Below are 14,545 nucleotides of genomic sequence, written 5' to 3' on the forward strand. Positions count from 1 at the left end.
ATCAGCATTCTGTTACAAAACGTACTATTTCAACAAAAAAACTGGAAATGTGCTTTAAAAAACACTTTCCAGTTGAATTCATGATTGTCAGAATTAAACTCATATTATTTGGCTTTGAATACATCTCTACCCTTATAGAAATATTCAATACCAGAAAGAATAGTAAAGAATACCCCAATGTATAAAAGCACCTGACCTATTGGAAAACCAATCCACGTTGCTAATGGGTCACCAAGTAAAATCCATACTAGCGCTATCATCGTAACGGCCGTTTTAATTTTACCTAATTGCCCAGCCGCACTTACAAAACCTTGTTCGATTTGTAATAATCGCAACCCTGTGACCGCAAATTCACGTGCAATGATGATAATCGCTACCCAGGAGTTTGTTAATCCAATTTCAACTAATGCTATCAAAGCACTTGAAACAAGTAGTTTATCTGCTAATGGGTCTAAAAATTTTCCCATATTTGTAACGAGTTGCCATTTTCTTGCTAAATAACCATCTACAAAATCACTTAACGAGGCAATAATAAAGATAACACCACTAATCAATAATTCGATCCTAATTTCATATCCACCAATAAAAGTTACATTACCAAAACCAAAATCTACTAAAGCGAATAATAGAAATACTGGAATTAATATAACTCTAAAAACAGTTATCCAATTCGGAATATTCATTTCAAATCCTCATTTCTATATATATAACTTACTACAAATGCACGAAAATATTTTTATAAAAATAATACTGCTAATATCCACAGTATGGCAGTGATAATAATCACCAAACTTATTACTACTGCTAACTGCAAAGGTTCTTTGTTTTTACTACGATAACTAGGTTGATGATCAGAAGAAAAAGCGTCAATTGTATCTTTCAAGTTATTATCATGATTAGGAATTTCATCTCTATGTGCATGAATAAGTTGTTCAGCATCAATATTTACAGCCTTTGCATATTTACGGATAAAACCTTCTACATAATCTGCATTTTTAAGTGACTCAAAATCATTTTTTTCAATGAGTGTCAAAGTTTGACGTTTAATTTCTGTTCGATTTTCTAATTCTGTTAATGTCATACCTAATCTTTCGCGACGTCCTTTTAAAGTTTGACCAACTAAACTCACGATGTTAGTCCTCCTCATCCATTATCTTTTGCTATTCAAAAAATCCAAAACCTCCACCGAAAACATCGTCACCGAAATCAAGATTATTTTTACTTTTTACGGTGTGTTTTTTCATTTCTTCATAATGAATTTCTTGATTTTTATTTTCTCTTAGTTCAATGATGTAATCAAAATCACTCATCTCATAATCACTGGTTTCTACAAATAAATCAGGATGCTCTACAACTTTAATTGCTGGTAAGCTCATAACCTCTTTTACTAATTCTTGATGTTTTTGGTTGGATTCTCTTGCCGTAACCGCACCATCAATAATATAGACGTGATCAGAATCATACTCACCTTTTATGAGTGAACTACGAACAGTTTGCTTAATTAAAGTAGAACTAATAAATAACCAACGTTTGTGTGCACAGACACTACCGGCTACAATTGATTCAGTTTTACCCACTCTTGGCATACCTCTAATACCGATTAATTTATGACCTTTTTCTTTAAATAATTCGGCCATAAAATCTACTAATAAACCCAAATCTTCTCTTTCAAAACGAAATGTTTTTTTATCAGCAGCATCTTGTTCTATGTATCTGCCATGTCGTACTGCCAATCGGTCTCGCAATTCTGGTTTACGCAATTTAGTAATAGAGATATCATCAATTTCACTAACGATATTTTCAAATCTACTCACTTTTTCAAGGTTATCAGATTTAATTAATAGACCTCTTCTACCTTCATCAATACCATTTATTGTAACAATACTTATACCCATCATACCTAACAAACTGGAAACATCACCTAGCAGTCCGGCTCTGTTCATTGTTATTTCATATTCTAAATACCATTCTTTTTTTGCAGCAACTGTCATGGCATATACACCCCTTAGTTTATAAATCACAGCAATTAGCTTTGACTAAAATCTATCACATTTCTAGTTATCTATTAAATGAAAAAAGCATAGTACAGCATAAATAATTTTAAAATGTAATGAATGAATGATATTGATATTATATCATTGAATGTTTCACAAGTGGTTTATTTTTTCAATTATATCAAAAATTATAAATACCAAGCGCCATTCACTTTTTGTATTGTACCAGTCACACTTTTAGCTAACGGATTGCAAAGGTAACTACAGGTATGCGCAACTTCTTCAGGCTCAATAAACCTTTGTTGTGGTAAATCTTGAGTCAAAGTTTCAAGCTCACTTTCTCCCCAAGCTTTTAACATATTCCCGCTCACAAAACCAGGTGCGATGGCATTCACAGTGACTGAAGTCATTGATAGTTCTTGACTCAATGCTTTTACGAAACCAATTTGAGCTGATTTCATCGCCGAATAGATCGTTTCCATACTTGCACCTGTTTCTCCCCAAATTGATGAAATAACTATAATTCGACCATTATGACTTTGTCGTAACTGGTCTACAAAATATCTACATATTCTAATTAATTGGCGCACATGAATTTGATAATGCTCATCAATCATTGCATCTGTCATATCTTGCAACTGACCATACAACGCGGTTCCACTGGCATAAATAAGACAATCTAAATTTTTTATAAAATGAAAATATTGGTTAAAATCATTTACATTGCGCAAATCGCATTGTATAAATTGCACTGAACTATGGTTGAACTGAACGTTTAGTTGATTGATATCAGCATTATTGTAATGGACGATGACTTCATATCCATCAGACAACAAACGATTAACGATTGCAGAACCAATAGATCCTGAACCACCTATAACCAAAGCTTTCATTGTTTATTTCATCTCCAAACGACTATCAACAATTTGGGATAAATTCAAACACGTTTGCGCTGTTTCATTTACGCTTTCTAACGTAATACTTTCTACAATATCTAATAAATCAAATAAACTTACACCCTCAAAATAAAGTTTTGTATATTGATTTGCTATATATTCAGGGGAATTCAAACCGGATATAAATTCTCCAATAAATTGTTTTTTCAATAAATTAAACGCTTCTGTATCAGTTAAATTACCCTGTTTTGCTTCTAGTTCATCTAATAATAATTTTTTTAATTTATCTGGATGTTGTGTTGCACTGGTAATCATGGAAAAGCTATATGTAGGTTCTAATACAAATTGATAACCAAATGTTTCATCTATCAACTCTTCATTAAGTAACATTTGATAAAAATCAGTTTCTTCACCAAATAATAATTCAAAAAACAAAGTCATTTCTAAATCTTTTTTTACTAATAATTTATCTGGCACATCAACTAATGGTGTATTTTTAAAGCCAAGCATAATTCTAGGTGATTGTAACTTCATCTTTTCAGTTACTATGTTTTCTCTTACGCTGTCTTGTTCTGTTAACGGATCTCTTACTATTTGAGATTGATTTGTTTTATCTCTTTGATTTTCATGTTCTGCAACAACATTGTAAATATGGTCTACATCTACATCTCCAACAACAAATAAAACCATGTTAGAAGGATGATAAAATGTTTCATAGCAAAGATATAAATCTTCTTTAGTTATTTCATAAATACTTTCTACACTACCAGCTATATCAACTCGAATTGGATGTGATTCATACATAGCTCTCAAAGTATTAAACATCAATTTATAGCCAGGCTGCTCTTGATACATTTTAATTTCTTCAGCAATAATACCTTTTTCTTTATTTACAGATGCTTCAGTAAAGTACGGTGTTTCAACCATCGTTAACAAGCGTTTTATATTGCTTTCAACATTATCTGTTGCACTAAACAAATAACTTGTTCGGTCAAAACTAGTGAATGCATTTACTTGTGCATTATCTTCTGCAAATGCCGTGAATAAGTCTTCTTCTTCATTTTCAAATAGTTTATGTTCTAAAAAGTGTGCAACACCATCTGGTACAGTAACATAATCTTCACTACCATGCGGTTTGAATTTACTGTCTAAAGAACCAAATTGAGTTGTATATGTAACAAATGTTTTCTGGAAGCCTGTTTTAGGTATCACAAATAGTTTCAACCCATTATTCAACTCAGTTTCATAAACAGTTTCATCTATTTGCTCATAATATGTGTTTTTCATTAATGTTGGCCTCCTTTCGTTAGTATATAAATTGTATTGAGTTCTATGTTTTTCACTAATTCTATGATTTCAGATTTATTAACATCTTGAATATGTTTAATGTAATCTTCCTCTGATATATCATGCTCTAATAAAATATTATTATTTAATATCTCTATGATACGTTTGGGACGATCATACGACTCTTGACGTTGAGAAATGATAATTTTCTTAGCAAGTTCCAGTTTTTCTTCGCTAAATTGACCTTGCTGGAACTTTTCAAACTCCGCAATAATTGTATCTTTTGCTACGCTATATTTATCAGATGAAACACCACTAAGCACAAACATAAAACCATTTTTTGCATCTATTTGCGAATGAATTGAATACGCTAAACTTTGTTTTTCTCGAACTTCGTTAAACAAAACGGAAGAAGGATCTCCGCCAAACATGGTATTAAAAACAACACTAGCAAAATATTGTTTATCTCCAAATTTTACTGGCAGTTTAAATCCAATATTTAATTTAGCTTGGTCCACTTCATCTGTCTCAACGATCTCTTGTGGAACTTTATCTGCTTGTGGTACTGGCGTCGCATGAGATTGTTTGAATTGGAATGGTTTTATATCAAAATAAGTTTTGATTTGAGCTTTTACTTCTTGTTCATCTACATTACCTACGACATAAACAGCACAATAGTCGTTCTGTAGCATAGATTGATATGTATGATATAAAGTTTCGGGTGTTATATTTGCTATGTAATCTACTTGCCCAGATGCTAGGTGACGATACGGCTGTTCACCAAACATATACTTCAATAAATTTAAAAAAGATATTTGAGATTTATTATCAACCATTGCTTCTAATTTTTTAGTTAGTAAAGCTTTTTCTTGTGAAACAAAGTTTTCATCAAAACTATCATTAGAAACTAAAGGGTGCCAAATCATTTCTGTTAACAAATCTAAACCCTTTTCAAATAATGGTGTTTGATCAGTAAGATAGCGTTCGTTGACTAACTCCAATGATATCGTTATGACATGCTTGTCTTTAAATTTTGAGACAAAACTATTAACATACGCGCCATACAATTCGGAAAGATGACGGTTAAACGCCTTGTCTGTCGGCCATTTTTTAGTGGCACGCACGAGTAATTTACTGAGTATTGATCGAGCTGTCATGGTTTCACTATCTAACGGGGCCATAAATTTTAAAGTAATTGTGGTTGTTTTGAACTTTGTTGTTGGTAACACATTAATATGCAAATCATTTTGCTGGTCATTTATTTTCAAATTGTCAAACCTCACTTTCATAATTTTGTTATTATATACTATTTCTAACCGTTTTAAATTTTACTAAACTACTTTTGAAATAATTAAAAGAATAAAGTATTGGTTGATCATTTTTATCATAATGAATTAATTTCAACAACATAAGCCCTTCATGTGGTGAGGCATCCAATATGTCTGATATATGTGGTTCATAACCAATAGCCTCTATCTCAGTTTCTGCATATGCTACTTTTTTCGAAGCATAATATTCAATTGCGTTTAACAACGATTCATCACTATTTTGATACTGCGCACATGTTAAATCTTCTGCTGGTAGCTTATCTAAGCAATAAACAACTGGCATACGGTCAGCCATTCTCACGCGTTCAATAATTGTTACTAACGCTTTTTCAGGAAGATTTAATCTCTGGGCATCTAAAGATGTCGCAGGTTTTTCGTCTAAGCTTATATACTCCGTACTCGCATGATAACCTTGATTTTCAATCATTTTACTGATACTAACCAATTCATCTAATGGATAGAAGAACGGGTGCAGCGTTTTAACACTTGCACCTTCTTCTAAATTATTAGATAACACTTGTTCAGTAATTAGTTCATCAACTGCATCGTATACGTCATCTGTTTTAACATTTAATTTTCTAGCAACTGCAAGGTTACTAGGTAAAGCATCTCCTGGTTTCAATGCTCTCGTATTTATCTCTTGTATCAGCCATTCTTTTACTTTATAAACAGAAGTCAATTCCATATTTACACCTCATCACTATCTAAATCCACAAGTATTTGTCTAGGTTTACTGCCTTTTTGTGGTCCAATCACTTGATTACGTTCTAAATCATCCATCAATCTAGAAGCACGGTTGTAACCAATTCTAAATTGTCTTTGTAATAACGATGTACTTGCTTTTTGTTGTTCAATTACAAATAAATACGCTTCTTCATACAAGGCATCTTCACTCTTCATTTCTGATTTTTCAACGGGGGCATCTGGTTCCATTTCTTTTACATAATTCGCTTTTTGTTGTTCTACGACATAATTTACAATGTCTTGAACCTCTTGGTCACTTAAGAACGCACCTTGAACTCTAGTTCTAGTAGATCCACCATTAGCAACATAAAGCATGTCACCTTTACCAAGTAATTTATCTGCACCACCGCTATCAATAATCGTTCTAGAATCTGTTTGTGAACTTACAGCAAAAGCAATTCTAGAAGGTATATTATTTTTTATTAAACCAGTAATTACATCTACGGAAGGACGTTGTGTTGCGATTATTAAGTGAATACCTGCTGCACGTGCCATTTGTGTGATTCTTTGTATTGCGTTTTCTACTTCTTTACCAGCAACCATCATTAAATCTGCTAACTCATCTACAATAACAACAATATATGGTAACTCAGATTGTTTTTCATCTAACTCTTCATTTTGTTTTCTAATTGCTTCATTATATCCTTCAATATTTCTAGTAGAAGAATGTTGAAACAAGTCATACCGTCTTTCCATTTCTGCTACTACTTTTTCTAAAGCTTGTGATGCCTTATGCGGATTGGTTACAACAGGTATGAGTAAATGAGGGATACCATTGTATATATTTAATTCTACCATTTTCGGATCAATTAACATAAGTTTAACTTCGTGTGGCTTTGCATTTAATAGGATACTTGTAATAATACCATTGATACAAACAGATTTCCCGCTTCCTGTAGAACCAGCTACAAGTAAATGAGGCATTTTGTTAAGTTCTACTGTAATTGGGTCACCTGAAATATCCCTACCCAGTCCTACTTCTAACTTATTAGAAGCAGGAAATTTTTCATCTAATACTTCTTTTAAAGAAACAAGCGAAATCTTATCATTCGGTACTTCTATACCTACAGCAGATCGTCCAGGTATTGGTGCTTCGATACGTATGTCCTTAGCTGCTAAGGCTAACGCAATATCGTTATGCAGATTAACAATCTTACTCACTTTAACCCCTTGAGCGGGTTGTATTTCATATTGTGTCACTGCTGGGCCTATTTTAATCTGAGTCACTTTTGCATCTACACCAAAGTTTTTCAATGTGTTTTCTAACAACTGCCCCTTTTTCTGCACCTCTGCTTTAGAAGTCGATTTCTGTTTAGTTGGTTGTTTCAATAATGTTAATGGTGGTATTTTATATGCTTCGTTTTCTACTTCTCCAGCTTCAGATATGGAATTTGAAGCCGCATCTTCATCTTGTGCTTCACCTTCTTCTAATTCATTAACTGGGCGATCAATGATTGCGTTATCTTCTGGATTTGATTCTTGGATTGTACTTTGATTATTTTGATCAAATACGCGTTTCGCTCTCTTGTTTTGAGTTTGTGTTTGTTTATTATCTTCATCTTTATAATCGTTATGTCCATAAATTGGAATTGATTGTTGTTCAGGAGTGTTGTTACTTATCTCTGGTAGATCAGTTACATCCTTAACATTATTTTGAGTTTGTGCTTGTTCAGTTGCTTTTTCGGCTTTTTTTTCAGCTTTTATACGTGCTTTAGCATCTTTTTTAATTTTACTTTCTTTACGGCGCTCTTTAAGATTTGCAGAAGCATCTTGACTTTTTACTTTCATCTTTTCAAAAGCAACTTTAGACACATCTCTATGTCTTTGTTTTGTCAACAAGATAAAACTAGAAGCTATTAATAATAGCGTTACAATAATTACACCGACAATTGAAATGAGTGGTATAAATAATGCCAATAAGTAATGTCCAAATAATCCTCCACCAAAATTTGGAAATGTATTATGTTCATAAGATTTATAAACATATGCTAACACGGGTTCTCTTAATGATTGAGCTCTATGCATGAAATAGTACACTGTTTGAGTCACAAGTAATAACGCAATTTGTAAAACAAATGCACCTGTTGTTCGTCTTGTCTTCGGCAATGCCTTATAGTAAGTAATAAATACAGTACTTATCAAAATTAAGATATAAGTTAAGTATCTGCTTGTGCCAAATAAGTAATTAAAAAAACTATCTATCATTGTGCCTATAATGCCTAATTGAAAAACACCAAGAATGATAGCAATAAAAATTACTATCGCAATAATATATCTTAATGGACTATCACTTTTCTTTTTTTTATTATTTGCAGTTTTCTTTCTCGTATTCGATGTTTTTTTCTTTGTTGTTGAGCTCTTTCTCGTTTGTGCCAACATTCACACCTTCTTTTCAACTCTGTTTTTTCGATATGTATATGAATCATATTTGTATATTTTAATATCAAGTGATAATACAAATTATAAATATGATTTTTAATTCTATAAAAATCATTTTATTATATACTTATAATAACATAAAAGAGGTAAGACATTATTCGCTCCAGTATATTCAAAGGTTGTATATATCTTGTTTAGATATAACATATATACAATTTACTTTTAAATAACCTTACCAAAGCGTCTGTCTTAACCTCTTTATTTTAGAATAGAAATTATTAAATTTCAGATATTACCGGAATAATCATTGGACGGCGTTTTGTATTTTCAAAAAGCAATTTGCTTACTTGATCACGCATATTTTGTTTAATTTCTGACCATTCAATACGTTTTTCTTGTAAACCTAATTCAACGATTTCACGCACTTTTTCTTCAGCTTCATTTAATAAAGCTTCACTTTCCCTTACATAAACAAAACCACGTGATTGAATTTCTGGACCAGCGGCAATTCTACGATTCTTTGGATCTAGCGTTACGACTGCGATAAAGATGCCATCTTCAGCAAGTAAATGACGATCACGTAACACGATGTTACCAACATCACCTACACCAATACCATCAATGAGCACATTGCCGGAATTGACCTTCTCATTTAAAATCATTTCTTCACCATCATAGTTTACTACATCGCCTTTTTCTACTAGGAATATTTTCTCAGGTTGGACGCCAGCTTCATTAGCTAACTTAGCATGCGCAATTTGCATTTTAAATTCACCATTTACCGGAATGAAATACTCAGGCTTCATGATATTAATCATCATTTTTAATTCTTCCATGCAACCATGACTTGAAGTATGAATTTTTTTACTGTTGGGAATGATTTCTGCCCCTGCACGAACGAGTTCATTAAGCGTATTTCCAACAATCACTTCCATATTAGCAGACGCAGTAATTGCTAAGAAGACCGAATCTCCTTCTTCAATATTCATTATCTTATGTTTCTTTTGTGCCATTTGGCTTAATGCTTCAACTGGTTCTCCTTGCATACCAGTTGCAATAATTATCACTTCATTTTTTGGATAATTTTCAACCTCATTAATTGGTATTAGCAAATCCTTAGAAATATCAAAATAACCAAGTTTTCTAGCGATATTAAATGAACTTTCTAACGAACGCCCTAGAAAAGATACTTTTCTATTTAATCTTTGCGCAATGTTTAAAACCTGTTGAATACGAATAAAATTAGATGCATAGCATGAAACAATCAATCTACCTTTCACCTTTGTAAACGCATCATACATATGAGATTCTATTACGTTTTCTGGCGTGTTATAACCTGGCTTTTCTGCTTCAGTCGAGTCACTGATCAAAGCAAATACACCATCTTGTCCAACTTCAGTCATTTTTTTCAAATCTGGAGCATAATGTCCTTGTAAACTTTGATCGAACTTGAATTCCCCAGTGTATACAATCGCGCCATAAGAAGTGTGTATACAAACACCTAAACTATCTGGAATACTATGTGTAGTGTTAAAGAATGTGACATTAACACCTTTAAAGCGCATAATTGATTCATTATTAACAGTATAATATCTAACTTTCTTATTTACATTGCGCGCCTTCATATTTTCTTTGATTAATGCAATTGTTAATTTAGAACCATAAACAGGCGCATCAACTTGCTCAAGCACATAAGTAACAGCACCTATCGCGTGTTCATGGCCGTGCGTTAGGAATATACCTTTTAATCTGTCTTTATTTTCTATCACATATTGAATATCAGGAATAACAATATCTACACCCAACATTTCATCTTCTGGAAACATCAGTCCCGCATCTAACATAAACATTTCATCGTCTACTTCAACGATATACATATTTTTCGCAATTTCCCCAACGCCTCCGAGAGGGATAATACGAATATTTTTATTTTTTTTCTTAATTAAACTCAAAATGTTACCTCCTATTTAAATTACCCGTCCATATATAAATTCATAGTTTATTATAAGTTAAAATAGGCCTTATGTACACTATTAAAGTAGCTACTTTAGTTGTTTTAAAATATATAATTGGATGATTTATTTTTATGTAAAAGCGATTTTAACTTATGTATGATGTATTTGTCGCACTTCTTATGTATATATTCACATTTATTTTTAGCTTTTGGCTTACTCTTATTTAATTATCAATGCTGAAATATTAAAAAAAGAAACCAGTGATATGACTTGAACTTTTCTACAATAGAATTAAAATAATTCTATTGTAGGCAGTTCTCATCATTTTACCAGTCTCTAGTAATAAACATTATTTCGTATTATTTGATAACAATGCTTTGTGTGAAGCATTTACTCTGCCTTGTTTATCAATTTCTGTAACTTTAATTTTAAATGTGTCTCCTACTTTCAACACATCTTCTACTTTATCAATGCGCTCATTAGCAATTTGAGAAATGTGTACGAGTGCGTCTTTACCTGGGAATAATTCAACAAATGCACCATATTTTTCAATACGTTTAACTGTACCGTTGTATACTTCTCCAACTACTGCTTCTCTTGTAATTTCGTCAATGATGCTACGCGCTTTTTCAATCGCATCTTTATCTACTGCACCAATAAATATCGTTCCATCTTGTTCGATATCTAATTTAACGCCCGTTTCATCAATGATTTCATTGATTTTTTTACCACCCGGACCAATTACATCTCTAATTTTTTCAGGTTTTATAGACATCGTAACAACCTTAGGTGCAAAGGCACTTAGTTCACCACGTGGTGTATCAATTGTTTGTAGCATATGATCTAATATGGCCAAACGACCTTCTCGAGCTTGGTCTAATGCTTCTTTAATAATTTCTTTAGTTAAACCATCAATTTTGATATCCATTTGTATAGCTGTAATACCTTCAGATGTACCAGCTACTTTAAAGTCCATATCACCAAGTGCATCTTCCATACCTTGTATGTCAGTTAATATGGTATAACTATCGTCACGTGTAACTAATCCCATAGCGATACCAGCTACTGGGGCTTTGATTGGAACACCCGCATCCATCAACGCTAACGTTGAGCCACAAATAGAAGCTTGTGATGATGAACCGTTTGATTCTAATACTTCACTCACTATTCTCACAGTATATGGGAAATCTTTAACATCTGGAATGATGTGGCTAAGTGCGCGTTCTCCCAATGCACCATGTCCAATTTCACGTCGACCAGGTGAACGAACCGGTCCAGTTTCACCAACTGAATAATTTGGGAAGTTATAGTGATGCATAAAACGTTTTTGTTCTTCTTCACCAAGACCATCTAGGATTTGATATTCACTCATCGAACCTAATGTTAATACTGAAAGCGCCTGTGTTTGTCCTCTTGTAAATAAACCTGAACCATGGGCTCTTGGTAAAATACCAACTTCAGATTCTAATGGGCGAATTTCATCTGTTTTACGACCATCTGGTCTGATTTTTTCTTCAGCTATGAGACGTCTTACTTCTTCTTTAACCAAGTCATCTAATATACTGTAAACTTCTTTGATTAAATCTTCATTCTCATCATCATTTTCATCAACAAATTCTGATGCAACCTTTTCTTTAAGTTCATCTAAATTAATATCTCGTTGTTGCTTATCAAATGTTAACACGGCATCTTTTAAACCATATGATGCAGTTAATGATTTTACTTTTTCAACGAGTGTTTCATCTTTTTCAACAGGAACAAATGCTTTTTTCTCTGGTTGAATATGATCGATGATTTCTTCTTGGAAGCTAACTAGACGCTGAATTTCTTGGTGTCCAAAGAAAATAGCTTCAAGCATTTCATTTTCTGTAATTTCACTTGCGCCTGCTTCTACCATATTTACAGCATCTTTATGACCAGCTACTTCTAAATCAAGTCTAGATACTTCTTTTTGTGCAACGGTAGGATTAATCACATATTCTCCATCTATATAACCAACGTTCACGCCTGCTATCGGACCTTGAAAAGGTATATCAGAAACACTTAATGCCATTGACGAACCTATCATTGCTGCCATTTCAGGAGAGCAATCAGGATCAGCACTTAAGACTGTATTCATAATTTGTACGTCATATCTATAACCTTTAGGGAACAAAGGTCGAATGGGTCTATCAATTAATCGTGCAGTTAACGTAGCTTCATCACTCGGACGGCCTTCACGTTTTTTAAAGCCACCAGGTATTTTACCTGCAGCATACATTTTTTCTTCGTAGTTAACCATTAATGGGAAAAAGTCACCATCACGTGGTTCTTTTGACGCTACTGCAGTAGATAAAACGACTGTATCACCATATCTAACAAGTACTGCGCCGTTAGCTTGTTTAGCTAATTGTCCGGTTTCAATCGTTAAAGATCTATTTGCCCACTCAGTTTTGAAAACTTTTTTTTCTTGAGACATTACGAATCTCCTCTCATTTATCTGTTAATCCTATCATATCATTTATTAATAATGATTTATATTAGTATATAGTTTAATGAATAATTATAAATGCTAAAATTATAAAAAAGGGAAAGACCCCAAAGGTTCTTTCCCGATAAATATACGTCTAAAGATTAACGACGGATACCTAATGATTTAATTAATTCACGGTAACGTTGAATATCTTTGCTACGTAAGTAGTTTAATAAGTGTCTACGACGACCTACCATTTTTAATAATCCACGACGTGAATGGTGATCTTTCGTATGTTCACGTAAGTGAGTGTTTAATGCAGTGATTTCTGCAGTTAACACAGCGATTTGTACTTCTGGAGAACCAGTGTCCGCTTCGTGTGTACGATATTCTTTAATTAATTCATTTTTACGTTCTTGTGAAATTGCCATAGTCAATTTCCTCCTTTTATTTTTATGCGCCTTTATCCGAGCAATCGTCGGAGTCTCGAACTGCCAAGATAAAGGTGCCTTGTATGTGTGTGTAACACATCAGACTTAAATATTATATGATATTTCGTCACCAAAATCAACAGAAAGTAAATATTTCGCTTTTTCTTTATCCTTATTCATTTGTTCAACTAAAGGATCTATACCATCAAATTTAACTTCTGGTCTTAAATAATGATGCCAATAAACGATAACACGTTCACCGTATATGTTTTCGTGGAAGTCAAACAGATTCACTTCTATGACAACTTGTGCTTTAGAAGGATCATGAAATGTTGGTTTGACACCAACGTTGGCAGCTCCACGATAAATCTTATCATTTGCACCTATTTTCATACTCACGGCATAAACACCATTTTTAGGCAATACGTAATCTCCACTTGGCTCTACATTCGCTGTAGGAAAACCAATTGTTCTTCCACGTTTTTCCCCTTGTACAACCATGCCTTTTATACGATATCGATATCCAAGCTCATCGTTTGCCTTTTGTAAGTCACCTGTTTTCAGTGATTTTCTAATATCTGTTGTAGATATTTTCTCCGATTCAATTTCTTGTTTACTTACGATAGTCGTATTAAAATCCGACATTTCGTCTAAAATCATCATGTTACCTTTACCAAATTTGCCAAACGTAAAATCAAAACCTGCAATTACTTCTTTTACATGGTTATTAATGATGTATTCCTGTATAAATTCTTCTGCACTTACATTCGCAAATTTAGAAGAAAAATTAATGACAATGCAATAGTCAATCCCGTAAGATTCTAATATTTCTATTTTATCTTGAATCGGTGTTAAGTAATCCGTACGTTTAAGTTCAGGATTTAAAACAACAGAAGGATGCGGATCAAATGTCATCACAGCTTTCTTTAAATTCGATGCCTCTGCCTTTTTTTCTAAAGTATCAAATACCTCTGCATGACCTTTATGCATGCCATCAAAAAAACCAAAAGCCATTGCTACATCTTCTGATATATACTGATCTTCTTGAATCGGATGAGTTACTTCAATTACTTTCATGG

The 14,545-nt window shown here is 33.0% G+C and carries 11 protein-coding genes and 2 pseudogenes; all 13 read right to left on the minus strand.

From position 1 onward, the window contains the following. Positions 1-104: 104 nt before the first annotated feature. Entirely contained in the window at positions 105-683 is a 579-nt protein-coding gene (gene pgsA / locus KA926_RS03860; RefSeq protein ID WP_192946711.1) for a CDP-diacylglycerol--glycerol-3-phosphate 3-phosphatidyltransferase, read from the minus strand. A 53-nt stretch (positions 684-736) separates the two neighbouring features. Continuing rightward, positions 737-1,129, minus strand: a complete 393-nt coding sequence (locus KA926_RS03865; RefSeq protein WP_107384814.1) for a helix-turn-helix domain-containing protein — start codon at positions 1,127-1,129, stop codon at positions 737-739. A 31-nt stretch (positions 1,130-1,160) separates the two neighbouring features. Further along, on the minus strand, positions 1,161-1,991 hold the full coding sequence (locus tag KA926_RS03870; protein WP_019468706.1) for a DUF3388 domain-containing protein: 831 nt from the start codon (positions 1,989-1,991) through the stop codon (positions 1,161-1,163). Between the two features lie 191 nt (positions 1,992-2,182). Continuing rightward, complete coding sequence (gene ymfI / locus KA926_RS03875; RefSeq protein WP_192946712.1) at positions 2,183-2,887, minus strand: elongation factor P 5-aminopentanone reductase; 705 nt, start codon at positions 2,885-2,887, stop codon at positions 2,183-2,185. A 3-nt stretch (positions 2,888-2,890) separates the two neighbouring features. Beyond that, positions 2,891-4,177 (minus strand): EF-P 5-aminopentanol modification-associated protein YfmH, encoded by a 1,287-nt coding sequence (gene yfmH / locus KA926_RS03880; RefSeq protein WP_192946713.1) that lies wholly within the window; start codon positions 4,175-4,177, stop codon positions 2,891-2,893. Continuing rightward, positions 4,177-5,466, minus strand: coding sequence for an EF-P 5-aminopentanol modification-associated protein YfmF (gene yfmF / locus KA926_RS03885; protein WP_192946714.1), 1,290 nt, complete (start codon positions 5,464-5,466; stop codon positions 4,177-4,179). Before yfmF ends, yfmH begins: the two co-directional genes overlap by 1 nt. A gap of 10 nt (positions 5,467-5,476) precedes the next feature. Continuing rightward, positions 5,477-6,190 carry a GntR family transcriptional regulator gene (locus tag KA926_RS03890; RefSeq protein WP_107384818.1) on the minus strand — a complete coding sequence of 238 codons (714 nt, stop codon included), beginning with the start codon at positions 6,188-6,190 and terminating at the stop codon, positions 5,477-5,479. 2 nt (positions 6,191-6,192) lie between these two features. After that, positions 6,193-7,647 (minus strand): annotated as a pseudogene (locus KA926_RS14165) (DNA translocase FtsK); the annotation flags it as partial. A gap of 105 nt (positions 7,648-7,752) precedes the next feature. Continuing rightward, a pseudogene (locus tag KA926_RS14170) lies at positions 7,753-8,628 on the minus strand (cell division protein FtsK); the annotation flags it as partial. Between the two features lie 278 nt (positions 8,629-8,906). Beyond that, a complete protein-coding gene (gene rnjB / locus KA926_RS03900; RefSeq protein WP_019468700.1) occupies positions 8,907-10,580 on the minus strand; it encodes a ribonuclease J2 in 1,674 nt (557 codons plus the stop codon). Between the two features lie 352 nt (positions 10,581-10,932). Further along, entirely contained in the window at positions 10,933-13,041 is a 2,109-nt protein-coding gene (gene pnp / locus KA926_RS03905) for a polyribonucleotide nucleotidyltransferase (protein WP_192946716.1), read from the minus strand. A 155-nt stretch (positions 13,042-13,196) separates the two neighbouring features. Continuing rightward, positions 13,197-13,466, minus strand: coding sequence for a 30S ribosomal protein S15 (gene rpsO / locus KA926_RS03910; protein WP_019468698.1), 270 nt, complete (start codon positions 13,464-13,466; stop codon positions 13,197-13,199). 105 nt (positions 13,467-13,571) lie between these two features. Beyond that, positions 13,572-14,543, minus strand: a complete 972-nt coding sequence (locus tag KA926_RS03915) for a bifunctional riboflavin kinase/FAD synthetase (RefSeq protein ID WP_107384820.1) — start codon at positions 14,541-14,543, stop codon at positions 13,572-13,574. Between the last annotated feature and the right edge of the window lie 2 nt (positions 14,544-14,545).

The organism is Staphylococcus sp. GDY8P94P (assembly GCF_017892255.1).
Taxonomy (GTDB): domain Bacteria; phylum Bacillota; class Bacilli; order Staphylococcales; family Staphylococcaceae; genus Staphylococcus; species Staphylococcus cohnii.

Coding starts and splice junctions, on each gene's coding strand:
- pgsA (WP_192946711.1), bottom strand. CDS start 683: ATGAATATTCCGAATTGGATAACTGTTTTTAGAGTTATATTAATTCCA.
- ymfI (WP_192946712.1), bottom strand. CDS start 2,887: ATGAAAGCTTTGGTTATAGGTGGTTCAGGATCTATTGGTTCTGCAATC.
- yfmF (WP_192946714.1), bottom strand. CDS start 5,466: ATGAAAGTGAGGTTTGACAATTTGAAAATAAATGACCAGCAAAATGAT.
- rpsO (WP_019468698.1), bottom strand. CDS start 13,466: ATGGCAATTTCACAAGAACGTAAAAATGAATTAATTAAAGAATATCGT.
- KA926_RS03870 (WP_019468706.1), bottom strand. CDS start 1,991: ATGACAGTTGCTGCAAAAAAAGAATGGTATTTAGAATATGAAATAACA.
- yfmH (WP_192946713.1), bottom strand. CDS start 4,177: ATGAAAAACACATATTATGAGCAAATAGATGAAACTGTTTATGAAACT.
- KA926_RS03890 (WP_107384818.1), bottom strand. CDS start 6,190: ATGGAATTGACTTCTGTTTATAAAGTAAAAGAATGGCTGATACAAGAG.
- pnp (WP_192946716.1), bottom strand. CDS start 13,041: ATGTCTCAAGAAAAAAAAGTTTTCAAAACTGAGTGGGCAAATAGATCT.
- KA926_RS03915 (WP_107384820.1), bottom strand. CDS start 14,543: ATGAAAGTAATTGAAGTAACTCATCCGATTCAAGAAGATCAGTATATA.